23 protein-coding genes and 1 pseudogene are annotated in these 22,590 nt (G+C 72.2%); 9 read left to right on the plus strand and 15 right to left on the minus strand.

The features are described 5' to 3' along the window. Positions 1-87 precede the first annotated feature (87 nt). On the minus strand, positions 88-723 hold the full coding sequence (locus ADK64_RS18660; protein ID WP_053660380.1) for a uridine kinase family protein: 636 nt from the start codon (positions 721-723) through the stop codon (positions 88-90). Between the two features lie 127 nt (positions 724-850). On the opposite strand from ADK64_RS18660, the gene ADK64_RS18665 reads away from it, so the two are divergent. After that, a complete protein-coding gene (locus tag ADK64_RS18665) occupies positions 851-1,255 on the plus strand; it encodes a hypothetical protein (protein WP_053660383.1) in 405 nt (134 codons plus the stop codon). Between the two features lie 60 nt (positions 1,256-1,315). Here ADK64_RS18665 and ADK64_RS18670 read toward each other — a convergent pair whose 3' ends face one another. The 3 genes from ADK64_RS18670 to deoC are packed head-to-tail and all read right to left on the minus strand — an operon-like array spanning position 1,316 to position 4,603. Then, positions 1,316-2,209, minus strand: coding sequence for an aldehyde dehydrogenase family protein (locus ADK64_RS18670; protein WP_053660386.1), 894 nt, complete (start codon positions 2,207-2,209; stop codon positions 1,316-1,318). Beyond that, complete coding sequence (locus ADK64_RS18675; RefSeq protein WP_053660388.1) at positions 2,202-3,638, minus strand: aldehyde dehydrogenase family protein; 1,437 nt, start codon at positions 3,636-3,638, stop codon at positions 2,202-2,204. Before ADK64_RS18675 ends, ADK64_RS18670 begins: the two co-directional genes overlap by 8 nt. Before the next feature lie 5 nt (positions 3,639-3,643). Further along, positions 3,644-4,603, minus strand: a complete 960-nt coding sequence (gene deoC / locus ADK64_RS18680) for a deoxyribose-phosphate aldolase (RefSeq protein ID WP_053660390.1) — start codon at positions 4,601-4,603, stop codon at positions 3,644-3,646. Positions 4,604-4,750: 147 nt separating this feature from the next. Between deoC and ADK64_RS18685 the strand changes: the two genes are divergently transcribed. Continuing rightward, positions 4,751-5,440 (plus strand): PH domain-containing protein, encoded by a 690-nt coding sequence (locus tag ADK64_RS18685; RefSeq protein ID WP_053660392.1) that lies wholly within the window; start codon positions 4,751-4,753, stop codon positions 5,438-5,440. A gap of 31 nt (positions 5,441-5,471) precedes the next feature. On the opposite strand, the gene ADK64_RS18690 is transcribed toward ADK64_RS18685, so the two are convergent. The 5 genes and pseudogenes from ADK64_RS18690 to ADK64_RS18710 all read right to left on the minus strand — a co-directional run bounded on the left by ADK64_RS18690 (position 5,472) and on the right by ADK64_RS18710 (position 9,049). Further along, entirely contained in the window at positions 5,472-5,678 is a 207-nt protein-coding gene (locus ADK64_RS18690; protein WP_053660394.1) for a DUF397 domain-containing protein, read from the minus strand. Then, a pseudogene (locus ADK64_RS47415) lies at positions 5,675-5,824 on the minus strand (transcriptional regulator); the annotation flags it as partial. The pseudogene ADK64_RS47415 and the gene ADK64_RS18690, both read right to left, overlap by 4 nt. Before the next feature lie 56 nt (positions 5,825-5,880). Then, positions 5,881-7,512, minus strand: coding sequence for a phospho-sugar mutase (locus tag ADK64_RS18700; RefSeq protein WP_053660397.1), 1,632 nt, complete (start codon positions 7,510-7,512; stop codon positions 5,881-5,883). 132 nt (positions 7,513-7,644) lie between these two features. Continuing rightward, a complete protein-coding gene (locus ADK64_RS18705) occupies positions 7,645-8,469 on the minus strand; it encodes a purine-nucleoside phosphorylase (protein WP_053660399.1) in 825 nt (274 codons plus the stop codon). A 142-nt stretch (positions 8,470-8,611) separates the two neighbouring features. Next, a complete protein-coding gene (locus tag ADK64_RS18710; protein WP_053660401.1) occupies positions 8,612-9,049 on the minus strand; it encodes a gamma-glutamylcyclotransferase in 438 nt (145 codons plus the stop codon). 95 nt (positions 9,050-9,144) lie between these two features. Here ADK64_RS18710 and ADK64_RS18715 point away from each other — a divergent pair, with 95 nt between their 5' ends. Beyond that, the gene (locus tag ADK64_RS18715) at positions 9,145-10,593 is read left to right on the plus strand and encodes an NAD(P)H-quinone dehydrogenase (protein WP_053660403.1); all 1,449 of its coding nucleotides are present in this window, start codon (positions 9,145-9,147) and stop codon (positions 10,591-10,593) included. A gap of 166 nt (positions 10,594-10,759) precedes the next feature. After that, positions 10,760-11,692, plus strand: a complete 933-nt coding sequence (locus tag ADK64_RS18720; RefSeq protein WP_078992711.1) for a DeoR/GlpR family DNA-binding transcription regulator — start codon at positions 10,760-10,762, stop codon at positions 11,690-11,692. Positions 11,693-12,038: 346 nt separating this feature from the next. Here the strand turns inward: ADK64_RS18720 and ADK64_RS18725 are convergent, their stop codons facing one another. Next, positions 12,039-13,811 carry an acetyl/propionyl/methylcrotonyl-CoA carboxylase subunit alpha gene (locus ADK64_RS18725; RefSeq protein ID WP_053660407.1) on the minus strand — a complete coding sequence of 591 codons (1,773 nt, stop codon included), beginning with the start codon at positions 13,809-13,811 and terminating at the stop codon, positions 12,039-12,041. Positions 13,812-14,177: 366 nt separating this feature from the next. Between ADK64_RS18725 and ADK64_RS18730 the strand changes: the two genes are divergently transcribed. Further along, the gene (locus tag ADK64_RS18730) at positions 14,178-14,765 is read left to right on the plus strand and encodes a hypothetical protein (protein ID WP_234384631.1); all 588 of its coding nucleotides are present in this window, start codon (positions 14,178-14,180) and stop codon (positions 14,763-14,765) included. Here the strand turns inward: ADK64_RS18730 and ADK64_RS18735 are convergent. The 4 genes from ADK64_RS18735 to ADK64_RS18745 all read right to left on the minus strand — a co-directional run bounded on the left by ADK64_RS18735 (position 14,737) and on the right by ADK64_RS18745 (position 17,415). Next, positions 14,737-15,354 carry a Maf family protein gene (locus ADK64_RS18735; RefSeq protein WP_107093017.1) on the minus strand — a complete coding sequence of 206 codons (618 nt, stop codon included), beginning with the start codon at positions 15,352-15,354 and terminating at the stop codon, positions 14,737-14,739. The genes ADK64_RS18730 and ADK64_RS18735 overlap by 29 nt on opposite strands. Before the next feature lie 31 nt (positions 15,355-15,385). Continuing rightward, the gene (mmpB, locus tag ADK64_RS48450) at positions 15,386-15,514 is read right to left on the minus strand and encodes a morphogenic membrane protein MmpB (RefSeq protein ID WP_267888553.1); all 129 of its coding nucleotides are present in this window, start codon (positions 15,512-15,514) and stop codon (positions 15,386-15,388) included. Between the two features lie 71 nt (positions 15,515-15,585). Next, a complete protein-coding gene (locus ADK64_RS18740) occupies positions 15,586-15,795 on the minus strand; it encodes an acyl-CoA carboxylase epsilon subunit (RefSeq protein ID WP_053660412.1) in 210 nt (69 codons plus the stop codon). A 9-nt stretch (positions 15,796-15,804) separates the two neighbouring features. Further along, on the minus strand, positions 15,805-17,415 hold the full coding sequence (locus ADK64_RS18745) for an acyl-CoA carboxylase subunit beta (RefSeq protein ID WP_053660414.1): 1,611 nt from the start codon (positions 17,413-17,415) through the stop codon (positions 15,805-15,807). 110 nt (positions 17,416-17,525) lie between these two features. Between ADK64_RS18745 and ADK64_RS18750 the strand changes: the two genes are divergently transcribed. Together ADK64_RS18750 and ADK64_RS18755 are read left to right on the plus strand one after the other, a co-directional pair. Further along, positions 17,526-18,392: a biotin--[acetyl-CoA-carboxylase] ligase gene (locus tag ADK64_RS18750; protein WP_053660416.1), complete on the plus strand. Its 867-nt coding sequence runs from the start codon at positions 17,526-17,528 to the stop codon at positions 18,390-18,392. A gap of 196 nt (positions 18,393-18,588) precedes the next feature. Further along, complete coding sequence (locus tag ADK64_RS18755; RefSeq protein WP_053660418.1) at positions 18,589-19,695, plus strand: adenylate/guanylate cyclase domain-containing protein; 1,107 nt, start codon at positions 18,589-18,591, stop codon at positions 19,693-19,695. Positions 19,696-19,699: 4 nt separating this feature from the next. Here ADK64_RS18755 and ADK64_RS18760 read toward each other — a convergent pair whose 3' ends face one another. Beyond that, positions 19,700-20,287 (minus strand): hypothetical protein, encoded by a 588-nt coding sequence (locus ADK64_RS18760; protein ID WP_234384632.1) that lies wholly within the window; start codon positions 20,285-20,287, stop codon positions 19,700-19,702. 198 nt (positions 20,288-20,485) lie between these two features. Between ADK64_RS18760 and ADK64_RS18765 the strand changes: the two genes are divergently transcribed. Beyond that, positions 20,486-21,280: an enoyl-CoA hydratase/isomerase family protein gene (locus ADK64_RS18765; RefSeq protein WP_053660420.1), complete on the plus strand. Its 795-nt coding sequence runs from the start codon at positions 20,486-20,488 to the stop codon at positions 21,278-21,280. An 87-nt stretch (positions 21,281-21,367) separates the two neighbouring features. Then, positions 21,368-22,510 (plus strand): GGDEF domain-containing protein, encoded by a 1,143-nt coding sequence (locus tag ADK64_RS18770; RefSeq protein WP_053660422.1) that lies wholly within the window; start codon positions 21,368-21,370, stop codon positions 22,508-22,510. The last annotated feature ends 80 nt before the right edge of the window (positions 22,511-22,590 follow it).

Genomic DNA, 22,590 nt, shown 5'->3' on the forward strand with positions numbered 1-22,590 from the left:
CTGGGGGTGGGTCCACGGGGGAGCACCAGAAAGCGGGACTGGAGGGCCGGGGGGGCCTGTCCAGTCCCGCTTTTGTGTCCACGGCTCCTACGCCGCCGTCTGCTGTCGCGTCTGCCGTCCCGCCGCGGCCGCCGCCAGCCGGCCCAGCGCCTCGTCGCGGTCGCAGGGGTACGCGCCCAGGGAGACCTGGCGGGCGACGATCGAGCGTTCCGCGCGCATCAGCCGCCAGCCGCGGCGCAGCAGGAACGGCACCGACTTGCGGCCCTCCTTCAGGTCCCGCACGAAGCGCCGCCGGAAGGTGGTGACCGGGCCGCGGCTCAGGCACAGCGCGTCGGCGAGCACGCCCAGCTCCCGGCAGCGCCCGACGACCTCCGCCGCGAAGATGCCCTCCGCGATGAACAGCGGGGTGCGGTCGATGTGCAGGGTGCTCTCGCCGGTACGGGCGCTCAGCGCGAGGTCGTACACCGGCACCGGCGTGGACCCCGTGGCGCACAGCCGGGTGATGGCCTCGACCGCGACGGCCGCGTCCCAGGACTCCGGATGGTCCCAGTCGATGTCCGAACTCCCCTCCACCAGGGGCAGGGTCGGGTCGTCGGCCTCCTTGTAGAAGTCGTCCAGACGCAGCACGGGGAGCCCGGAACGGGCGGCGACGAGTGACTTGCCCGAGCCCGAGGGGCCGCACAGCAGTACGACGCGGGCGGGGGGCGGGGGATGAAGGCTCACGGAACACCAGTTTGACGTATGGGGGGCCGTCTGCCGACCCCGCGGGTCGGCTTTTGAGCGTGACTCCCGCCTCAACTACCCTGCGTGTCGACAGCATTACTCTGCGCACCAGAAGGCGGCATCAACGATGGCCCGACAGACCACCCCTCAGCACCCCGCCGCGCAGCGCGCCCTGATCGCCCTCGCGAGTGTCGGAGCGGCCCTGGGTGCGGGTGCGGCGACGGCGCACGCGGACGCCGCCGCCACGGTCGCGGACGTGCCGTGGCGAGCGGCCTCGCTCGGCCACGTGGACCCGCAGGCGGGCCTGACCGTCCTCACCGGGTCGGTCGGCTACGTCACGGGCCCGGTGGCCGGTCTCAAGCCCAACCCCCTGGCGGGCACGGGAGCCGACCCGCTGGCCAACGGGGTGGCCACGAGGGTGGCCGACTTCCAGCCGCTCGAAACGACGATGGTGACGGAGCCGGTCGCCGAGCCGGACTCGTTCGAGGCGGTGCCGGGAGTGGGTCCGCTCCTCGGCGTGCTGGGTGCCTGAAGGCGCACCGAAGGGAGCGGGGGCTACGGCGACGCGCAGCCCCCGCTCCCGTCCCGTGACTCAGTAGGACGACCCGGAGGCGCCCAGCGAACCGGTCGGATGCCACACGGTCTTCGTCTCCAGGAACGCCGTCATCCGCTCGGTCCCGGGCGTCTCGGCGTAGTCCACAGGCTGTGGACGAAGAACGCGCTTCAGATTGTCCGCCGCCGCGATCTCCAGCTCCTTCGCCAGCGCCTCGTCCGCGCCCGCGAGGTCGATCGCGTTGACGTCCTGGTGCGCGGCCAGCGGCGCCGCCAGCTCCGCCGTACGGCCGGACAGCACGTTGACCACGCCGCCCGGGACGTCGGAGGTGGCCAGCACCTCGCCGAGGGAGAGGGCGGGCAGCGGGGAGTTCTCGCTCGCGATCACGACCGCCGTGTTGCCGGTGGCGATCACCGGGGCGACGACGGAGACCAGCCCGAGGAACGACGACTCCTGCGGGGCCAGCACGGCCACCACGCCCGTCGGCTCGGGGGAGGAGAGGTTGAAGAACGGGCCCGCGACCGGGTTGGCGCCGCCGGTCACCTGGGCGATCTTGTCGGTCCAGCCCGCGTACCAGACCCAGCGGTCGACCGTGGCGTCCACGACCGCGGCCGCCTTCGACTTGGACAGGCCCTCCGCGTCGGCCACCTCGCGCACGAACTGCTCGCGGCGGCCCTCCAGCATCTCCGCGACCCGGTACAGCACCTGGCCGCGGTTGTACGCCGTCGCGCCGGACCAGCCGCCGAACGCCTTGCGTGCGGCCACGACCGCGTCCCGGGCGTCCTTGCGGGACGACTGCGGAGCGTTGGCCAGCCAGTTGCCCTTGGAGTCGGTCACCTCGTACACCCGGCCGCTCTCGGAACGCGGAAACTTCCCGCCGACGTACAGCTTGTAGGTCTTGAAGACGCTCAGACGGTCGTTGCGGTCAGACATCGAGGTACGCCTCCAGGCCGTGGCGGCCGCCCTCGCGGCCGAAGCCCGACTCCTTGTAACCGCCGAACGGCGAGGTCGGGTCGAACTTGTTGAACGTGTTGGACCAGACGACGCCGGCGCGCAGCTTGCCCGCGACGGCGAGGATCCTCGACCCCTTCTCGGTCCAGATGCCCGCCGACAGGCCGTACTGCGTGTTGTTCGCCTTGGCGACCGCCTCGTCCGGCGTGCGGAAGGTGAGGACGGACAGCACCGGGCCGAAGATCTCGTCGCGGGCGACGGTGTGCGCCTGGGTGACGTTCGTGAAGAGCGTCGGGGCGAACCAGTAGCCGGAGGCGGGCAGTTCGCAGGCCGGAGACCAGCGCTCGGCGCCCTCCGCCTCGCCCCGCTCGGCCAGCGCGGTGATCCGGGCCAGCTGCTCGGCGGAGTTGATCGCGCCGATGTCGGTGTTCTTGTCCAGCGGGTCGCCTAGGCGCAGCGTGGACACGCGGCGCTTCAGCGCGTCCAGCAGCTCGTCCTGGATCGACTCCTGCACCAGCAGCCTGCTGCCCGCGCAGCACACCTGGCCCTGGTTGAAGAAGATGCCGGTCACGATGCCCTCGACGGCCTGGTCGATGGGGGCGTCGTCGAACACGATGTTGGCGCCCTTGCCGCCCAGTTCGAGGGTGAGCTTCTTGCTCGTGCCCGCGACCGTGCGGGCGATCTCCTTGCCGACGGCCGTGGAGCCGGTGAAGGCCACCTTGTTCACGTCCGGGTGCGCGACCAGCGCGGCGCCCGTGTCGCCGTAGCCCGGCAGGATGTTGACGACGCCCTTGGGCAGGCCCGCCTGGCGGCAGATGTCCGCGAAGAAGAGAGCGGACAGGGGGGTCGTCTCGGCGGGCTTGAGGACCACCGTGTTGCCGGTGGCGAGCGCCGGGGCGATCTTCCACGCCAGCATCAGGAGGGGGAAGTTCCAGGGGATGACCTGGCCGGCCACGCCCAGCGGGCGCGGGTTCGCACCGAAACCGGCGTGGTCGAGCTTGTCGGCCCAGCCCGCGTAGTAGAAGAAGTGGGCCGCCACCAGGGGCAGGTCGGCGTCCCGCGTCTCCTTGATCGGTTTGCCGTTGTCCAGCGTCTCCAGGACGGCCAGCTCGCGGCTGCGCTCCTGGATGATGCGGGCGATGCGGAACAGGTACTTGGCGCGCTCGGAGCCCGGGAGCGCCGACCACTTCTCGAACGCCTTGCGGGCGGCCTGCACGGCACGGTCGACGTCCGCCGCACCGGCCTGGGCGACCTCGGACAGCACCTCTTCCGTGCTGGGGCTGACGGTCTTGAAGACCTTGCCGTCGGCCGCCTCGGTGAACTCGCCGTCGATGAACAGGCCGTAGGAGGGGGCGATGTCGACGACGGAGCGGGACTCGGGCGCCGGTGCGTACTCGAATGCGGATGCCATGGTGATCAGTCCACCGTCACGTAGTCGGGGCCGGAGTAGCGGCCGGTGGCCAGCTTCTGACGCTGCATCAGCAGGTCGTTCAGGAGCGAGGAGGCGCCGAAGCGGAACCAGTGGTTGTCCAGCCAGTCCTCGCCCGCGGTCTCGTTGACCAGGACCAGGAACTTGACGGCGTCCTTGGTGGTGCGGATGCCGCCGGCCGGCTTCACGCCGACCTGGACGCCGGTCTGCGCACGGAAGTCGCGCACCGCCTCCAGCATCAGCAGGGTGTTGGCGGGGGTCGCGTTGACGGCGACCTTGCCCGTCGAGGTCTTGATGAAGTCGGCGCCGGCCATCATGCCGAGCCAGCTCGCGCGCCGGATGTTGTCGTACGTCGACAGCTCGCCGGTCTCGAAGATGACCTTCAGCCGGGCGCTGGTGCCGCAGGCCTGCTTCACGGCGACGATCTCGTCGTACACCTTCAGGTACTTGCCGGCCAGGAACGCGCCCCGGTCGATGACCATGTCGATCTCGTCCGCGCCCGCGGTGACGGCATCGCGGACGTCGGCCAGCTTCACGTCGAGGGCGGCGCGGCCGGCCGGGAAGGCGGTGGCCACCGAGGCGACCTTCACGCCGGAACCGGCGACGGCCTCCTTGGCGACGGCCACCATGTCCGGATAGACGCAGACGGCCGCCGTGGTCGGCGTCGTCCGGTCCGTCGGGTCGGGATGGACGGCCTTGGCGCCGAGCGCCCGGACCTTGCCCGGGGTGTCCGCGCCTTCCAGCGTCGTCAGGTCGACCATCGAGATGGCGAGGTCGATGGCGTACGCCTTCGCGGTGGTCTTGATGGAACGGGTGCCGAGAGACGCGGCCCGCGCCTCCAGGCCGACCGCGTCGACGCCGGGCAGCCCGTGCAGGAAGCGGCGCAGCGTGCTGTCGGACGCGGCGACGTCGGCGAGCGCGTGTGCTGTGGGTGCGGTAGTGGGCATGGTCACCAGACGAGCATATCTACGCGCGTAGCGGATGTATAGCCCCGGGGTGCTTTCGGCTGCTCATCTTTGGTTTCGGGGTCACGGATGAGCACCGGTGTCGGGGTGTGTGGGGCAGGGGAGCCGGTGTCGTGGAGAATCGGCATCATGACGACCCCGGACCACCAGTCACCCGCGTCGCAGCCCTCGGTGCCCGTCGTGAAGGACCGGATCTACCGCTCGCCCATGGCGCTCGCGGGCGGTGTGCTGCTGCTCGCCGTCGTGGCCTGGTTGGGCTTCGACGCCCTGATCCAGGGCCACGGCCGCGCGCCGTGGCTGGCGCTCGCCGGGATGATCCTGGCCGTGCCGCTGGTGATCGCCTTCACCATCCGCCCGGCGGTCTTCGCCGGCGAGGACCGGCTGCGGATCCGGAACCCGTTCCGCGTGATCAGCCTGCCCTGGGGTGAGATCGCCGCGCTGCGCTCCAGCTACTCCAACGAGGTCGTCGTCAAGGCGGGCGGCAAGTACCAGCTGTGGGCCCTGCCCGTCTCGCTGCGCGCCCGCAAGAAGGCGGAGACGCGCAAGGCGCGGGCGGCGGCGGACGCGGCCCGCGGCGGCCGGCCCGCGGGCCGGGGCCTCGGCGGCCTGGGCGCCCTCGGCGGCGGTGGCGCCGCCGCCCCGGCCGGTGCGACCCGCGCGGAGGCCGACCAGGCCATGGACGACCTGCGTGAACTGCTGGAGCGGCGCGGTGAGGCGGAGGCGGCGCAGGGGGAGGTCACCGTGCGGTGGGCGTACGAGGTGGTCGCGCCAGCGGTGGCGGGGGCGGTGCTGCTGGCGATTCTGCTGGCGGTGGGGTGACCCGGCCGCCTTTTCCCGCGCCGCCTCCGGGTCACTTCGCGGCGTACGGGAGGAACGCGGCCCAGGTGGTGGGGGAGAGGGTGAGGCGGGGGCCGTCGGTGTGCTTGGAGTCGCGGACGTGGACGGTGGCGGGGGTGGTGGCCATCTCGAGGCAGGATTCGCCGTTGGTGCCGCCGTTGTAGCTGCTTGTGAACCACACCATTTCGGAGGGGGTTCCGGCAGAGGGCTCGCGGGTCATGTCTCTCCCAGCGGTTTCTCGATGAAGGCCAGCGACTCCCGTGGTGGGAGGGCCTGCGCCCGGATGGTTCCGTACCGCAGCTCCAGGATGCGCAGCTGCTTTGGCTCGGAGACGGGCCGACCGTTGAACAGGCCGGCGGCGGTCCCGGGAACGACGAAACGGGGTGCCCCGGAAGAGGGCACCCCGTTTCGTGTCGTACGGCTCAGATACCGGCGGCCGCCGACAGGTCCCGCTTGATCGCGGCGAGGAGTTCGCCCGCGCGGGCGTGGGCCGCCGGAAGGCCGGCATGCGCGGCGACCGGGACCACGACCTCCAGGTAGCACTTCAGCTTCGGCTCGGTGCCGCTCGGGCGGACGATCACCCGGGCGCCGTCGAGGGTGTAGCGCAGGCCGTCCGTGGGCGGCAGCCTGTCCGTGCCCCGGGTCAGGTCCTCGGCCCGCGTGATGGCCAGGCCCGCCAGTTCCGTCGGCGGCTGCTCGCGCAGGCGGCGCATCGCGTCCGCGATCAGCGACAGGTCCTGGACGCGTACCGACAGCTGGTCGGTCGCGTGCAGGCCGTGCTCCACCGCGAGGTCGTCCAGGAGGTCCAGGAGGGTACGGCCCTCCTCCTTCAGCTGCGAGGCCAGCTCGGTGATGAGGAGAGCCGCCGTGATGCCGTCCTTGTCGCGCACGCCCTCGGGGTCCACGCAGTAGCCGAGGGCCTCCTCGTAGCCGTAGCGCAGGCCGTCCACCCGGGCGATCCACTTGAAGCCGGTGAGCGTTTCCTCGTACGGCAGCCCGGCCTTCTCGGCGATCCGGCCGAGCAGCGAGGAGGAGACGATCGACTCCGCGAACACGCCGGTCGCGCCCCGGCGGACCAGGTGGGCGGCGAGCAGTGCGCCGACCTCGTCGCCGCGCAGCATCCGCCAGTCGGCGCCGTCCTTGACGGCGGCGGCACAGCGGTCGGCGTCGGGGTCGTTGGCGATGATCAGGTCCGGGTCGGTGGCGCGGGCCCGCGCGAACGCCAGGTCCATCGCGCCCGGCTCCTCCGGGTTGGGGAAGGCGACCGTCGGGAAGTCGGGGTCGGGTTCGGCCTGCTCGGCGACCAGCACCGGCTCGGGGAAGCCGGCCCGGGCGAACGCGGCGAGCAGGACGTCCTTGCCGACGCCGTGCATCGCCGTGTAGACGGTGCGGGCGGTGCGCGGGGAGGCGGGGGAGAGGACCGCGTCCGTACGGGCCAGGTACGCCTCCAGGACCGACTCGTCCAGGATCTCCCAGCCGGCCTCCGGGCGCGGTACGTCGTGCAGCGAGGCGATCGCGTCGATCTCGGCGGCGATCTCCGCGTCGGCGGGCGGCACGATCTGGGAGCCGTCGCCGAGGTAGACCTTGTAGCCGTTGTCCCGGGGCGGGTTGTGGCTGGCGGTGACCTCCACGCCCGCGACCGCGCCGAGGTGCCGTATGGCGAAGGCGAGGACCGGGGTGGGCAGCGGGCGGGGCAGGACGGCCGCGCGCAGACCGGCGCCGGTCATCACGGCGGCGGTGTCGCGGGCGAAGTCGGCGGACTTGTGGCGGGCGTCGTAGCCGACGACGACGAGGCCGCCGCCTCGGCCCTGCTTCTTCAGGTACGCGGCGAGGCCCGCGGCGGCGCGGATCACGACGCTGCGGTTCATGCGCATCGGGCCGGCGCCCAGCTCGCCGCGCAGACCGGCGGTGCCGAACTGCAGCGTGCCGCTGAAGCGGGCCGACAGCTCCGGCACGTCACCGGCGTCGATCAGCCCGGCGAGTTCGTCACGGGTCTGCGCGTCGGGGTCCTCGGCGAGCCACGCCTTGGCCCGGGCCATGAGATCGTCGTGCACCTTGGGATCAACCTCTCCTCGTCATTGCCGGGGACCGCGCCCCCGGAGCCCCGCGCGCCCGCCCGCCCGGCCGGACCTCTCGGCCGGGAAGGGGGCGGGTGGGACCGCGGTGCCGCGATGTCTGCGAACTGCTCAGATCCTGCCCAGCACCTGCGTCAGCAGCTGCCCCATGCGCGCCGCCGAGTCGCGGCCCGCCTGGAGGACCTCCTCGTGGTTGAGGGGCTCGCCGGTCATGCCCGCGGCCAGGTTGGTGACCAGGGAGATGCCCAGCACCTCGGCGCCCGCCTCACGTGCGGCGATGGCCTCCAGGACCGTGGACATGCCGACCAGGTCCGCGCCGATGACACGGGCCATGCGGATCTCGGCCGGGGTCTCGTAGTGCGGGCCGGGGAACTGCGCGTAGACGCCCTCCTCCAGGGTGGGGTCGACCTCCTTGCACAGGGCGCGCAGACGGGGGGAGTAGAGGTCCGTCAGGTCGACGAAGTTGGCGCCGACGATCGGGGACGTGGCCGTCAGGTTGATGTGGTCGCTGATGAGGACCGGCTGGCCGGGGCGCATGCCCTCGCGCAGACCGCCGCAGCCGTTGGTCAGCACGACGGTCTTGCAGCCGGCCGCCACGGCCGTGCGCACGCCGTGCGCGACGGCGGCGACGCCGCGGCCCTCGTAGTAGTGGGTGCGGCCCAGGAAGACCAGGGCGCGCTTGTCACCGAAGGAGTACGAGCGGATCTTGCCGCCGTGCCCCTGGACGGCCGGCGGCGGGAAGCCGGGCAGCTCGGTGACCTGGAACTCGGCGTCGGGTGCGCCCAGGGCGTCGACGGCCGGAGCCCAGCCGGAGCCCATCACGAGGGCGACGTCGTGGGTCTCGGCGCCGGTCAGTTCGCGCAGGCGCGCGGCGGCGGCGTCGGCGGCGGCGTACGGGTCGCCCTGGATGTCGTCCGGAAGAAGAGATGCGTTCACGCCGACGAGGGTAGCTCGTCTTCGCCTACGCGCGTAGATGACAGAGCCCACGGGATGGCGATCGTTGTCTTGTCGTTTCCGACGAGAGCTGTGGCACGAGCAGGAGCAGGCGATCTGTGCACAGACTGTGGGGGCACTGTGATCAACAGGGGCGCTTGCGCAGTTCCATCACATAGTCGTGCGGCGCGCCCGCCGACTCCGCCGCGTCGGCGACCTCGCCCAGGTAGCGCGCCGAGGGCAGCCCGCCCTCGTAGCCGTCGAGGACGTACGTCCAGGCCGACTCCTCGCCGTCCAGGGTGTGCACGCGCACGCGTACGCGCCGGTAGATGCCGAGCCCCACGCCTTCCCACCGGTCGAGGGACTCCTCGTCCAGGGGCGCGATGTCGTACAGGCCGACGAAGACCTGCGCGAGCGGGTCCTCGACGATCATGGCCAGCGCACCCTCCCAGCCCAGCTGCTCACCGCCGAACGTCAGCCGCCAGCCGTTCAGCCAGCCCGTGGCGCGCAGCGGGGAGTGCGGGGCGCGGCGGGACATCAGCCGCGCGTCGAGGTTGCCGGCGTACGCGGCATAGAGCGACATGCACCGAGAGTACGGCAGGGCCACGCACGCCACTCCCGTCCCAGGAGCGATCCGGTGACGCCCCCGGGCAGTAGCACCTTGAAGCGTGCGGGACAATGGGGTACGTGACTCGGATCGTGATCATCGGTGGCGGACCCGGCGGATATGAAGCGGCGCTGGTGGCCGCTCAGCTCGGCGCGGAGGTGACCGTCGTCGACTGCGACGGTCTGGGCGGGGCGTCGGTGCTGACCGACTGCGTGCCGTCGAAGACCCTAATCGCTACGGCCGAGGTGATGACCACCTTCGACTCCTCCTACGAGGAGCTGGGGATCATCGTGGCCGACGACACCCCGCCGCTGGAGCAGGCCGCCCGGGTGGTCGGCGTGGATCTGGGGAAGGTCAACCGCCGGGTGAAGCGGCTGGCCCTCGCCCAGTCGCACGACATCACCGCCTCCGTCACCCGGGCCGGTGCCCGGGTGCTGCGCGGGCGCGGCCGGCTCGACGGGATGCAGGGGCTCGACGGGTCCCGCAAGGTCGCCGTCACCGCCGCCGACGGCACCGAGGAGATCCTCACCGCCGACGCCGTCCTCATCGCCACCGGCGGTCACCCGCGCGAACTGCCCGACGCCCAGCCCGACGGCGAGCGCATCCTCAACTGGACCCAGGTCTACGACCTCACCGAGCTGCCGCAAGAGCTGATCGTGGTCGGCTCGGGTGTGACCGGCGCCGAGTTCGCCGGCGCGTACCAGGCGCTGGGCTCCAAGGTCACCCTGGTCTCGTCCCGCGACCGTGTGCTGCCGGGCGAGGACCCGGACGCCGCCGCCGTGCTGGAGGACGTCTTCCGGCGCCGTGGCATGAACGTCATGGCCCGCTCCCGCGCGCAGTCCGCCAAGCGCGTCGGCGACCGGGTCGAGGTGATGCTGGCCGACGGCCGGGTCATCACCGGCTCGCACTGCCTCATGGCCGTCGGCGCCATCCCGAACAGCGCCGGGCTGGGTCTGGAGGAGGCGGGCGTCAGGCTGCGCGACTCCGGGCACATCTGGACCGACAAGGTCTCGCGTACGACCGCTCCGGGCGTCTACGCGGCCGGTGACGTGACGGGTGTCTTCGCGCTCGCCTCCGTCGCCGCCATGCAGGGGCGTATCGCCATGTACCACTTCCTCGGCGACGCGGTGGCCCCGCTGAACCTGAAGACGGTGTCGTCCAACGTCTTCACCGACCCCGAGATCGCGACGGTGGGCTACACGCAGGCGGACGTGGACGCGGGGAAGATCGACGCGAGGGTCGTGAAGCTCCCTCTGCTCCGCAACCCGCGCGCGAAGATGCAGGGCATCCGCGACGGCTTCGTCAAGATCTTCTGCCGCCCCGGCACGGGCATCGTGGTCGGCGGTGTGGTCGTAGCGCCCCGCGCCTCGGAACTGATCCACCCCATCTCGATCGCCGTCGACAACAATCTGACGGTCGAACAGATCGCGAACGCGTTCACGGTGTACCCATCCCTTTCGGGGTCGATCGCGGAGGTGGCCCGGCAGCTGCACACCCGCAAGGCGAGCGCGGAAGCCTGAGGCGCTCGCGAACTACCCGCTGGTCACGGGGAGTTGTCGCGTTTGCGTACGGCATAGTCGGGGCGCTCAGGGTCCTATACCACTTCCCGCCCTACCATGCGAACAACTTCTGTTATTCGGCGCAAACTGCTGAAAGCAGACGGTCGCTGGGGTTACTGTCAGTTTCGTGTTCGCTGCTGAACGTCGCCAATTGATCCTCGAAATGGTGCGAGCGAACGGGGCCGTGTCGCTCCGTGAACTCGCCCGCGTCGTCCAGACCTCCGAAGTGACCGTACGGCGGGACGTGCGCGCACTGGAGGCAGAAGGACTCCTCGACCGCCGGCACGGCGGTGCGGTACTACCGGGCGGGTTCACGCGAGAGTCCGGCTTTCCGCAGAAATCCCATCTCGCGACCGCCGAGAAGACGGCCATCGCCGACCTCGCGGCGGGCCTCGTCGAAGAGGGCGAGGCCATCGTCGTCGGGGCCGGTACGACCACGCAGGAGCTGGCCCGCCGGCTCGCTCGGGTACCGGGCCTGACGGTCGTCACCAACTCCCTGCTGGTCGCTCAGGCGTTGGCCCATGCCAACCGGGTCGAGGTCGTCATGACCGGCGGCACCCTGCGCGGCTCCAACTACGCCCTCGTCGGTTCCGGCGCGGAGCAGTCCCTCCAGGGCCTGCGCGTGTCGAAGGCCTTCCTCTCCGGAAGCGGTCTGACCGCCGAACGGGGCCTGTCCACCTCCAACATGCTCTCGGCATCGGTGGACCGGGCCCTCGTCCAGGCCGCGGCCGAGGTCGTGGTCCTCGCCGACCACACCAAGCTCGGCACGGACACGATGTTCCAGACCGTGCCGACGGACCTCATCACCCGCCTGGTCACCGACGAGCCCCCGGGCCACGACGACCGCTCCGCCACCGAGTTGCAGGCCCTCGCCGACCAGGGGGTGCAGATCGCCGTGGCCGGGGCGAGCGGAAACCCGGGGGGTGAACAGGTCCCGGCAACCCGCCGCGCCCCCCTGCCGGGGCCACGCAGGGGCCACGTACCGCTCCGCTCGGGTGCGGGGCTGGTGGAGCCGACGGGGGCGGAGCGGGGCCGGGTGGCCGATCTGCGCAGGCGTTGAGGCGACCGATCGCCGTAGGGCATCCGGTCGTGGGCGGCTGCGGGTTCCCGGTGGCGCCCGCCCGCGAGTGCCCCGGCGTAACGTTCCGCGCGAGGCGTTCCCCACGCCCTACGGCCTCTCCGGCCGGCCCGTCGGTGTCTGCTGGTCCACGACGGCAGGGGCGCTACGACTGCAAGGCGATCGCCGGGGCAGCCCGGTTCTCCGGCGATGCCCGGACTGACGGCGAACCGTTCCTCCGGGCAGCCCGCCCTCTGCGCGAACCGCCACGCGGCGCGCACCCGGGGCGTCGAAAACGAAACGCCCGGCGGACCAACCGTCCGCCGGGCGTCGCTCAGACTCTTGCCCCTCAGTCCTTGATCTCGCAGATCGCCGCGCCCGAGGTGATGGACGCGCCGACCTCGGCGCTCAGGCCCTTGATGGTGCCCGCCTTGTGGGCGTTCAGGGGCTGTTCCATCTTCATGGCCTCCAGGACGACGATCAGCTCGCCCTCCTGGACCTCCTGGCCCTCCTCGACCGCGATCTTGACGATCGTGCCCTGCATGGGCGAGGCGAGGGTGTCGCCGGAGGCCACCGGGCCGGACTTCTTGGCCGCGCGGCGCTTGGGCTTGGCGCCCGCCGCGAGGCCGGTACGGGCCAGGGACATACCGAGGGAGGACGGCAGGGAGACCTCGAGGCGCTTGCCGCCGACCTCCACCACGACCGTCTCGCGGCCGGTCTCCTCCTCCGCCTCCGCGTCGGCGGGGGCGGCGAACGGCTTGATCTCGTTGACGAACTCCGTCTCGATCCAGCGGGTGTGGACCGTGAACGGGTCGGCGGAGTCGGTCAGCTCGGGGGCGAACGCCGGGTCCCTCACGACCGCGCGGTGGAACGGGATCGCGGTGGCCATGCCCTCGACCTGGAACTCGTCCAGGGCGCGGGCGGCCCGCTGCAGGGCCTCCTTGCGGGTGCGGCCCGTCACGATCAGCTTGGCCAGCAGGGAGTCCCACGCCGGGCCGATCACGCTGCCGGACTCGACGCCCGCGTCCAGGCGGACACCCGGGCCCGAGGGCGCGTCGAACCGCGTCACCGTGCCGGGGGCCGGGAGGAAGTTGCGGCCCGGGTCCTCGCCGTTGATGCGGAACTCGAAGGAGTGGCCGCGCAGCTGCGGGTCGTCGTACCCCAGCTCCTCGCCGTCGGCGATGCGGAACATCTCGCGGACCAGGTCGATACCGGCGACCTCCTCGGTCACCGGGTGCTCCACCTGGAGCCGGGTGTTGACCTCCAGGAAGGAGATCGTGCCGTCCTGGCCGACGAGGAACTCACAGGTGCCCGCACCCTCGTAGTGGGCCTCCTTCAGGATGGCCTTCGAGGCGCGGTACAGCTCGGCGACCTGCTCCTCGGAGAGGAACGGCGCCGGGGCCTCCTCGACCAGCTTCTGGTGCCGACGCTGCAGCGAGCAGTCACGCGTCGACACGACGACCACGTTGCCGTGCTTGTCCGCCAGGCACTGGGTCTCGACGTGCCGGGGACGGTCCAGGTAGCGCTCGACGAAGCACTCGCCCCGGCCGAAGGCGGCGACCGCCTCGCGGACCGCCGACTCGTACAGCTCCGGGACCTCTTCCAGCGTCCGCGCGACCTTCAGACCACGGCCGCCGCCACCGAAGGCCGCCTTGATCGCGATCGGCAGGCCGTGCTCCTCGGCGAAGGTCACGACCTCCTCGGCACCGCTCACCGGGTCGGGCGTACCGGCCACCAGCGGGGCACCGGCGCGCTGGGCGATGTGCCGGGCCGCCACCTTGTCACCCAGGTCGCGGATGGCCTGCGGCGGCGGGCCGATCCAGATCAGGTCCGCGTCCAGTACCGCCTGGGCGAACTCGGCGTTCTCCGACAGGAAGCCGTATCCGGGATGGACGGCGTCCGCGCCGGACTCACGCGCCGCGTTCAGTACCTTCTGGATGTCCAGGTAACTGGTGGCGGGGGTGTCACCACCCAGGGCGAACGCCTCATCCGCGGCGCGGACATGCAGAGCGTCCCGGTCCGGGTCGGCGTAGACGGCCACGCTCGCGATCCCGGCGTCCCGGCAGGCCCGGGCCACGCGGACAGCGATTTCGCCACGGTTGGCGATGAGCACCTTGCGCACGATTGAGGCTCCCTCCTTGAAACAAGCCGAGTTTAGGGACTGCCGACACGGCACTTCGACCCGTCCCCAATGGTGAGCTTGCCCACACGGAGCGTGATTCGAGGCTCGCTCAACCGGCGAAACCCCTTGTCGCACCTCGGCACGCAGGGCTCCTCCGGGAAACCCTAGCCCTGCCATGTGGTCAAGGTCTCTGTGAGAGCGTGCTGCGGCACACTCTGTTTCTTTGTCGAGTCCCTACGAATGGCCCAATGATTCTTTGCTGCCGCGCGAACCCTTGTCCCGCGGTTTACCCGTTAGTAGCGTTCGCGATGACTCGAACGTACCTGGGGTAACAAGAGCGCTGGCTCGAAAGTGGGTGGATCCGCGGTGGTGCGCAGACCTGTGGCGTGGGTCGTGGCGGTCGTCCTCCTGGCGGAGGCGGTCTTCATCGCGGCGCTGAACTGGTTCCTCGGAGTCGTCGTCGACCGGCAGGACATGTCCCTGGCCGGCCTCGACCCGTCCACGATGGCGACGTCCTCGAAGATCGGCGGCATCGTCTTCGGCCTCTACTTCGCCCTGTGCGCCCTGGTGGCCCTCCTGGTCGCGATACGCGACCGCGCCCCCGCGGGCTTCGGCCGCGTGCTGCTGATCAGCGCGGCGGTCGTGCACGCCCTGCTGGGCGCGTTCGCCTGGGGCCTGGTCGGCTGGACGGCGTTCCTGTTCATGGTCGTCGTGCTCGGGCTGATCGTCCTGCTCCTGATGACCTACGACCGTGACGGCGGCGCCCAGCAGGCCGAGCCCGGCGGCGGAGCGGACCGGGGCGGCGACCCGCGGGCCGGGAACGAGCCGGCCGCGGCCCCGGCCGGAGCGGCGGTACCGGCCCCCCGTACGGACGGGCCGCAGGACGGGGACGACGAACCGCAGGACTCCGTCCCCGCCCAGGTCGTCACTCGGCCGGCGCCCACAACTCCGTGATGCCGACGCCCAGTTCGGCCAGCAGCCTGCGCACCAGGGGCAGGCTGATGCCGATCACGTTGCCGTGGTCGCCGTCGATGCCCTCGATGAACGGCGCCGAACGGCCGTCGAGGGTGAAGGCCCCGGCGACGTAGAGGGGCTCGCCGGAGGCGACGTACGCGGCGATCTCCTCGTCGCTGGGCTCGCCGAAGCGGACGACGGTGGAGGCGGTCGCGGCCACGTACCGCTTGGCCTCCGTGTCCCAGATGCAGTGCCCCGTCTGGAGGGTCCCGGCCCGCCCGCGCATCGCCTTCCAGCGGGCGGTCGCCTCCTCGGCGTCGGCGGGCTTGCCGAGGGCCCGCCCGTCCAGCTCCAGCACCGAGTCACAGCCGATCACCAGGGCGCCCTGCACCTCCGGCCGCGCCGCCACGACCGACGCCTTCGCCTCGGCCAGGGCGAGGGCCAGCTCCGCCGGGGTGGGGGCGGTGACGGCGTCCTCGTCGACCCCGCTGACGATCACCTCGGGGGTGAGGCCGGCCTGCCTCAGCAGGCCCAGGCGGGCGGGGGACTGGGAAGCGAGCACGAGTCGCCTGCGGCGCTTAGCGGTCATGCGGTCAGGTTAGTCACGTCGTGCCGTCGGCTCACCTCAGGCCGCTGACCAGCATGGCCAGGACCATGGCCACGGCCATGAAGAAGCCGAGCCGCCGGAGCATGTCCTGCGCTTCGCGCAGTTCGTCCGGCGGCTCGTCTTCCGGGTCCGACCACAACATGCCACCAGCGTGGGGCCGGGCCGGGTGGGGGCGCCTGAGTAGACGTACTCAAATCGGTGCCCTGTGCACCCTCAGCTCGGCCAGTAGGTGCGGGTCCAGCTCGCAGGGCCCGGCTTGGGGACGCGGGCCGAGGCGATCCTGCTCGGGTCGGACCACGCGTCCCCCGGGCCTTCCGCGCCGGACGGCGTGGCCGCCGCCGCCGCGGCGCGGGCGCGGACCACCGCCAGGGCGGCGGCCAGCTCCTCGGGGGTCGGGTTGCCCCGTACGACTCTGATCGTCACAGCGGCTCCTTAGAGGGGGATGTTGCCGTGCTTCTTCGGAGGCAGGGATTCCCGCTTCGTGCGCAGCTGACGCAGGCCGCGAACGATGTGGGAGCGGGTGTCGGACGGCATGATCACCGCGTCGATGTAGCCGCGCTCGGCCGCGATGTAGGGGTTGAGGAGGGTGTCCTCGTACTCCTGGATCAGCCGGGCCCGGGTGGCCTCGACGTCGTCGGCCTCCGCGATGGTGCGGCGGTGCAGGATGTTGACCGCGCCCTGGGCGCCCATGACCGCGATCTGGGCGGTCGGCCAGGCCAGGTTGAGGTCGGCGCCCAGGTGCTTGGAGCCCATGACGTCGTACGCCCCGCCGAAGGCCTTGCGGGTGATGACGGTGATCAGCGGGACCGTCGCCTCCGCGTAGGCGTAGATCAGCTTCGCGCCGCGGCGGATGATGCCCGTGTGCTCCTGGTCGACGCCGGGGAGGAAGCCCGGCACGTCGACGAAGGTGAGCACCGGGATGTTGAAGGCGTCGCAGGTGCGCACGAACCGGGCGGCCTTCTCGGACGCGTCGATGTCCAGGCAGCCGGCGAACTGCATCGGCTGGTTGGCGACGACCCCGACCGGGTGGCCCTCGACCCGCCCGAACCCGGTGAGGATGTTCGGCGCGAACAGGGACTGGGTCTCGAAGAACTCGCCGTCGTCCAGGACGTGTTCGATCACCGTGTGCATGTCGTACGGCTGGTTCGCGCTGTCGGGGACGACGGTGTCCAGCTCACGGTCCTCGTCGTTGACGGCGAGGTCCGCCTCCTCCGGGAAGACCGGGGGCTCGGAGAGGTTGTTGGACGGCAGGTACGACAGCAGCTGCTTGACGTACTCGATGGCGTCCTTCTCGTCGCCGGCCATGTGGTGGGCCACGCCGGAGGCGGTGTTGTGGGTGCGGGCGCCGCCCAGCTCCTCGAAGCCGACGTCCTCGCCGGTGACCGTCTTGATGACGTCCGGGCCGGTGATGAACATGTGCGAGGTCTGGTCGACCATGACCGTGAAGTCGGTGATCGCGGGGGAGTACACCGCGCCGCCCGCACACGGGCCGACGACCAGGCTGATCTGCGGGATGACGCCGGAGGCATGGGTGTTGCGGCGGAAGATCTCGCCGTACGCGCCGAGGGAGGCGACCCCCTCCTGGATGCGGGCGCCGCCGGAGTCGTTGATGCCGATGACCGGGCAGCCGGTCTTCAGCGCGAAGTCCATGACCTTGACGATCTTCTGGCCGTAGACCTCGCCGAGGGCGCCGCCGAAGACGGTGAAGTCCTGCGAGAAGACGGCGACGGGGCGCCCGTCCACCGTGCCGTACCCGGTGACGACTCCGTCCCCGTAGGGGCGGTTCTGCTCCAGGCCGAAGTTGGTGGAGCGGTGCCGGGTGAACTCGTCGAGTTCGACGAAGGAGCCCTCGTCGAGCAGCAGCTCGATCCGTTCACGGGCCGTCAGTTTGCCCTTGGCGTGCTGCTTTTCGACGGCACGTGCCGAGCCGGCGTGCGTCGCCTCGTGGACGCGCCGCTGCAGATCCGCGAGCTTGCCCGCGGTCGTGTGGATATCGATCCCTTGGGTCTCGTGGATCTCTTGACGCTCTTCCGGCTCGGACATCGGGATGCGGCTCCCTGCCTGCTCAAAAGGGGGGACGGTTACTGATCCGTAGGGTAGTGGCGGGCCTACCGATCAGCACTGCGTCGTTTACCACACCTAGGGTGGCTTGCATGACGCCGCACAATGCAGCAGACGACAACGGCAGCCGTTGGTCCGATCTGGACCGTCCACCCCTGAACGCCGCGGCACTGCGGCGGGCCCTGGTGCGGGAGGGGAGCCTGTGGTCGCACCTCGACGTGGTTGCGCGCACCGGCTCCACCAACAACGACCTGGTGGCGCAGGCCGCCGCCGGTGCGGTGGCGGAGGGCGCGGTGCTGGTGGCGGAGGAGCAGACGGCCGGCCGGGGCCGTCTGGACCGCCGGTGGACGGCGCCGCCGCGCTCGGGCCTGTTCTTCTCCGTCCTGCTGCGGCCGGCCGAGGTCCCGGTGGCCCGCTGGGGCTGGCTGCCGCTGCTCACGGGGGTCGCCGTGGCGACCGGGCTGTCCCGCGCGGCGGGCGTGGACACGGCGCTGAAGTGGCCGAACGACCTGCTGGTGACCATCGGCGGCCAGGAGCGCAAGGCCGGCGGCATCCTCGCGGAGCGGGCGGGCGAGGACGGCGTGGTCGTCGGCGTCGGCATCAACGTCTCGCTGCGGGCGGACGAGCTGCCGGTCCCGCAGGCGGGGTCGCTGGCGCTGGCCGGGGCGGTGAGCACGGACCGCGATCCACTGCTGCGGGCCATGCTGCGGTCGCTGGAGGAGTGGTACGGGCGCTGGCGGGCGGCGGGCGGAGACCCGGCCGCCAGCGGTCTGCAGGAGACCTACGCGGCGGGCTGCGCGACACTCGGCCGTACCGTCCGCGCCGAGCTGCCCGGGGACCGCGCGATCGTGGGCGAGGCGGTGGCGGTCGACGGCGACGGCAGACTGGTCATCGCCACGAAGGAGGGCGTGCAGGAGCCGGTGGGCGCGGGGGACATCGTCCACTTGCGGCCGGCGTGACGGTGCCCTGTGCTGTGGCTGGGCGGGTGCCGCTGCCGCGCGCAGGCGACGGAACTGCGGCTCCCCGGGAAAGGAGCACATACCCGGTACCGGGCACATCCCCCCGGCCAAACCCGACGGAGTGAGCTGGCGCACACCTGCCGTAGAGTTGAGGCCGGTCGATACCTGACCGTGGCAGATCGGAAGGGCAGCAGGCGTGACCGTCGACGACACGGGCTCCGGCGAGGGCGCGGACGCCGCCGACACCGGCGAGGACCCGCTTGCCCTGCGCCTGGAACAGCTCATCCTGGGCGCCGAGCGCCGCTACACCCCGTTCCAGGCGGCCCGCAGCGCCGGTGTCTCCATGGAGCTGGCCTCACGCTTCTGGCGGGCCATGGGCTTCGCCGACATCGGCCAGGCCAAGGCGCTCACCGAGGCCGACGTCCTGGCCCTGCGCCGCCTCGCCGGTCTCGTCGAGGCGGGACTGCTCAGCGAGGCCATGGCGGTGCAGGTGGCCCGGTCCACGGGGCAGACCACCGCCCGGTTGGCCGAGTGGCAGATGGATTCCTTCCTGGAGGGCCTGACCGAGCCGCCCGAGCCCGGTATGACCCGCACCGAGGTGACGTACCCGATCGTCGAGCTGCTCCTGCCCGAGCTGGAGGAGTTCCTCGTCTACGTCTGGCGCCGCCAGCTCGCCGCCTCGGCCGGACGGGTCGTGCAGTCGGCGGACGACGAGGAGATGGTCGACCGGCGGTTCGCCGTCGGCTTCGCCGACCTCGTCGGGTTCACCCGGCTGACCCGACGGATGGAGGAGGAGGAACTCGGCGAACTGGTCGAGGCCTTCGAGACCACCGCCGCCGACCTGGTGGCCGCGCGCGGCGGCCGGCTCATCAAGACCCTCGGCGACGAGGTGCTCTACGCGGCGGACGACGGGGGAACGGCCGCGGACATCGCGCTGCGCCTGGTCGAGACGATGGCGAACGACGAGACGATGCCCGAACTGCGCGTGGGCATGGCGTTCGGCACGGTCACGACCCGTATGGGCGATGTGTTCGGTACGACGGTGAACCTGGCCTCCCGGCTGACCTCGATAGCGCCGCGCGACGCCGTCCTCGTGGACAGCGCCTTCGCCGAGGAGCTGATCCGCGCCGGCGAGGCGCCCGCCTCGGAGGCGGAGGCGGCCGAGGCCGCGGCGGCCGCCGAGAAGGAGGGCGAGGAGCCGCCGACGTACCGCTTCGCGCTCCAGCCGATGTGGCAGCGTCCGGTCCGCGGGCTCGGCGTGGTCGAGCCGTGGCTGCTGACCCGCCGCGACGGACAGCCGTAGCCCCTCAGCCGTCGATACCGCCGAGTACGTCCACGCACAGCCCGATCACCGGTACGCACAGCCCACCCGGATCCGGGTTCGCGCTGCTGTGACCGGGCGCCGGGGCGGAGGGGGCCGGGTGCGGGGTCGTCGGGGCCGGGTGCGGGGCGGTCGGTGTCGCCGAGGAGGTCGGGGTGGTGCCCGGTGTGCCGGTCGGAGACGTGGTGGCGTCGGCCGGTGCCGTGGGCGTGGCCGGATTCCCCGTACGGGCCCGCGCCGGGCCGGTGGTAGTCGGAACGGGGGCGCTGCCGCCCATGACGGAGGTCGCCGAGGGCGGCGCGGTCGGGGAGGCGGCGGCCGTGGCGGCCGTGTTCGCCGCGTGGTCCGGGGCGCCGGCGCCCAGGCGCGGGTCGGCCTCGGCCGTACCGGGGGAGCCGACCCCCGACTCCGGGACGACCCGGACCAGGCTGATCACCCCTGCGGCCAGGGCGAGACCGCCCGCGGCGAGCAGCACCTTGCGAGGGCGCGGCTTGCGGTGCCGCCCGCGTCGTACACCGCCGGGCGCGGCGCTCTCCTCCGGCTCCTCCGGGACCTGTGCGCGTATCGGTGTCATGGCTCCCCTCCCCGCCGTGCGCCCCGGGCACGCCGTGGCGCACGCACGCTATGCGCTGCCGTGGGTGATGTGGGGTGAGACGGCCGGGATGTCACTCGAACGGGCGTAGCCCCCCGGGCTTTCCCGACATCGGGTACGGCTGCGATGATCGGGCCGACAGTGGGTTAACCCGCGTTAACGCGTGAGCCGGAGGGTGTCATGAGCGAGGAGCGGTTCGGGGAGTTCGTGCTGGTGCGGTGGCACGGGCAGGTCGCGGAACTGGTGCTGGACCGGCCCAAGGCCATGAACGCCGTCTCGACGGAGATGGCCCGCTCCCTGGTCGCCGCGTGCACGGCGCTGGCCGCCGACCGGGACGCGCGTGTGGTCGTGCTGACCTCGTCCCACGAGCGCGCGTTCTGCGTCGGGGCGGACCTGAAGGAGCGCAACTCCTTCAGCGACGCCGATCTGCTGCGCCAGCGGCCCTTGACGCGCGGCTCGTACACCGGGGTGCTGGAGCTGCCGATGCCGACGATCGCGGCGGTGCACGGCTTCGCGCTGGGCGGCGGCTTCGAACTGGCCCTGTCCTGCGACCTGATCGTGGCCGACCGCACGGCGGTGGTGGGGCTGCCCGAGGTGTCGGTGGGCGTGATTCCGGGCGGCGGCGGTACGCAGCTGCTGCCCCGGCGCGTCGGAGCGGCGCGCGCGGCCGAGCTGATCTTCTCGGCACGGCGGGTGGAGGCGGCGGAGGCGGCCGAGCTGGGGCTGGTGGACCAGCTGGTGGGCGAGGGGCAGGACCGCGAGGAGGCCCTGGCGCTGGCCGCCAGGATCGCCGCGAACTCCCCGGTCGGGCTGCGCGCCGCCAAGCGTGCGCTGCGTCTCGGCCACGGGCTGGATCTGCGGGCCGGGCTGGAGGTCGAGGACGCGGCATGGCGCACGGTGGCGTTCTCGGGGGACCGCGCGGAGGGCGTGGCGGCGTTCAACGAGAAGCGCAAGCCGCAGTGGCCGGGGGAGTAGAGCGCCGCGAGCCCCTCGCCGCACACCCGTCCACCTGATCGCCCCACCGAACTCCCGAATCCCCCAAACCCTCCCTAACCTGGAGTAATGGGTGAGGACAAGCGGCTCGTCGCCGTAGTCGCGCTGGCGCAGGGCATGGCCGCGGCGCACACCCCGCCGCAGTCGTGGCGGGCCGCCGCACTCGGGGCCTGCCGGGCGCTGGACGGCAGCTTCGCCGCACTGTCGGTGTGGGAGCGGGAGCTGGGCCGGCTGCGGGTCCTGGTGAACGTGGGGGACCGGCGGCCGGACGAGCAGGAGTTCCCCGAGGCCGAGACCTACCCGGTGCACCAGTTCCCGGAGATCACCGAGTTCCTGCACGAGAGGTGGGCCGGCGGGGGCGGGCCCAGCGCCTGGGTGGAGACCGCCGAGGGAACCGCCGCCGGCACCCCCGGCTACTTCCACCACCGCGTCGCCGCCCTGCGCCGCCGGGGCCGCGGCTGCTGTGTCGTCGCCCCGGTCGTGCTGCACGGCCGGGCCTGGGGCGAGCTGTACGTCGCCCGCGCGGTCGGCGAGCCCGTGTTCGTGCGGGGCGAGGCCGACTTCGCCACCGTCCTGGCCGCCGTCGTCGCCGCCGGGCTCGCACAGAGCGAGCGGCTGGAGGAGGCCCGCCGGCTCGCGTTCACCGACGCCCTCACCGGGCTCGCCAACCGCCGTGCCGTGGACGTCCATCTGGAGGAGGCCGTCGAGCGGCACCGCGCCCAGGGCGTGGTCGTCAGCCTCGTCGTCTGCGACCTCAACGGGCTCAAGCGGGTCAACGACACCCTCGGGCACGCCGTCGGCGACCGCCTGCTGGAGCGCTTCGGCTCGGTGCTGTCGCTGTGCGGGGCGATGGTGCCGGGCGCGCTGGCCGCGCGGCTCGGCGGGGACGAGTTCTGTCTGCTGGCGGTCGGCCCGCCCGCCGACGACGTGGTCAAGGCGGCCGACGAACTGTGCTGCCGGGCGGGCGAGTTGGAACTGGGGGAGGGGGTGGCGTGCGGGGTCGCCTCGACGGAGGATCCGATCGGCCCGGTGCTGGACGCCCGGCGGCTCTTCCGGCTCGCCGACGCCGCCCAGTACCGGGCCAAGGCCCTGCGCGCGGACCGGCCCGTGGTGGCGGGCCGTGCGGGGCCGGACGACCCGGTCGTACGGCTGGCCGACGAAGCGCCGCCCGCGCGCGGCGAACGGCGCCGGTTCCGCGGCCGCCGCGTGTGAGGCGAAGCCCACACCGGCGGTAAGGGTCACTCCCGTTCCCCACTAGTGACATCCCTGAATTCAATGCGTACGCTCCTGAA

This window comes from Streptomyces sp. MMG1121 (genome assembly GCF_001280015.1).
Lineage (GTDB): Bacteria > Actinomycetota > Actinomycetes > Streptomycetales > Streptomycetaceae > Streptomyces.

Bases quoted from the DNA above. Each gene is read 5' to 3' on its own strand.
- ADK64_RS18750 (WP_053660416.1), top strand. From the start codon at position 17,526: ATGACGCCGCACAATGCAGCAGACGACAACGGCAGCCGTTGGTCCGAT.
- ADK64_RS18760 (WP_234384632.1), bottom strand. From the start codon at position 20,287: ATGACACCGATACGCGCACAGGTCCCGGAGGAGCCGGAGGAGAGCGCC.
- ADK64_RS18670 (WP_053660386.1), bottom strand. From the start codon at position 2,209: ATGTCTGACCGCAACGACCGTCTGAGCGTCTTCAAGACCTACAAGCTG.
- ADK64_RS18715 (WP_053660403.1), top strand. From the start codon at position 9,145: ATGGGGTACGTGACTCGGATCGTGATCATCGGTGGCGGACCCGGCGGA.
- ADK64_RS18745 (WP_053660414.1), bottom strand. From the start codon at position 17,415: ATGTCCGAGCCGGAAGAGCGTCAAGAGATCCACGAGACCCAAGGGATC.
- deoC (WP_053660390.1), bottom strand. From the start codon at position 4,603: ATGCCCACTACCGCACCCACAGCACACGCGCTCGCCGACGTCGCCGCG.
- ADK64_RS18710 (WP_053660401.1), bottom strand. From the start codon at position 9,049: ATGTCGCTCTATGCCGCGTACGCCGGCAACCTCGACGCGCGGCTGATG.
- ADK64_RS18675 (WP_053660388.1), bottom strand. From the start codon at position 3,638: ATGGCATCCGCATTCGAGTACGCACCGGCGCCCGAGTCCCGCTCCGTC.
- ADK64_RS18735 (WP_107093017.1), bottom strand. From the start codon at position 15,354: ATGACCGCTAAGCGCCGCAGGCGACTCGTGCTCGCTTCCCAGTCCCCC.
- ADK64_RS18665 (WP_053660383.1), top strand. From the start codon at position 851: ATGGCCCGACAGACCACCCCTCAGCACCCCGCCGCGCAGCGCGCCCTG.
- ADK64_RS18690 (WP_053660394.1), bottom strand. From the start codon at position 5,678: ATGACCCGCGAGCCCTCTGCCGGAACCCCCTCCGAAATGGTGTGGTTC.
- ADK64_RS18685 (WP_053660392.1), top strand. From the start codon at position 4,751: ATGACGACCCCGGACCACCAGTCACCCGCGTCGCAGCCCTCGGTGCCC.
- ADK64_RS18770 (WP_053660422.1), top strand. From the start codon at position 21,368: ATGGGTGAGGACAAGCGGCTCGTCGCCGTAGTCGCGCTGGCGCAGGGC.
- ADK64_RS18765 (WP_053660420.1), top strand. From the start codon at position 20,486: ATGAGCGAGGAGCGGTTCGGGGAGTTCGTGCTGGTGCGGTGGCACGGG.
- mmpB (WP_267888553.1), bottom strand. From the start codon at position 15,514: ATGTTGTGGTCGGACCCGGAAGACGAGCCGCCGGACGAACTGCGCGAA.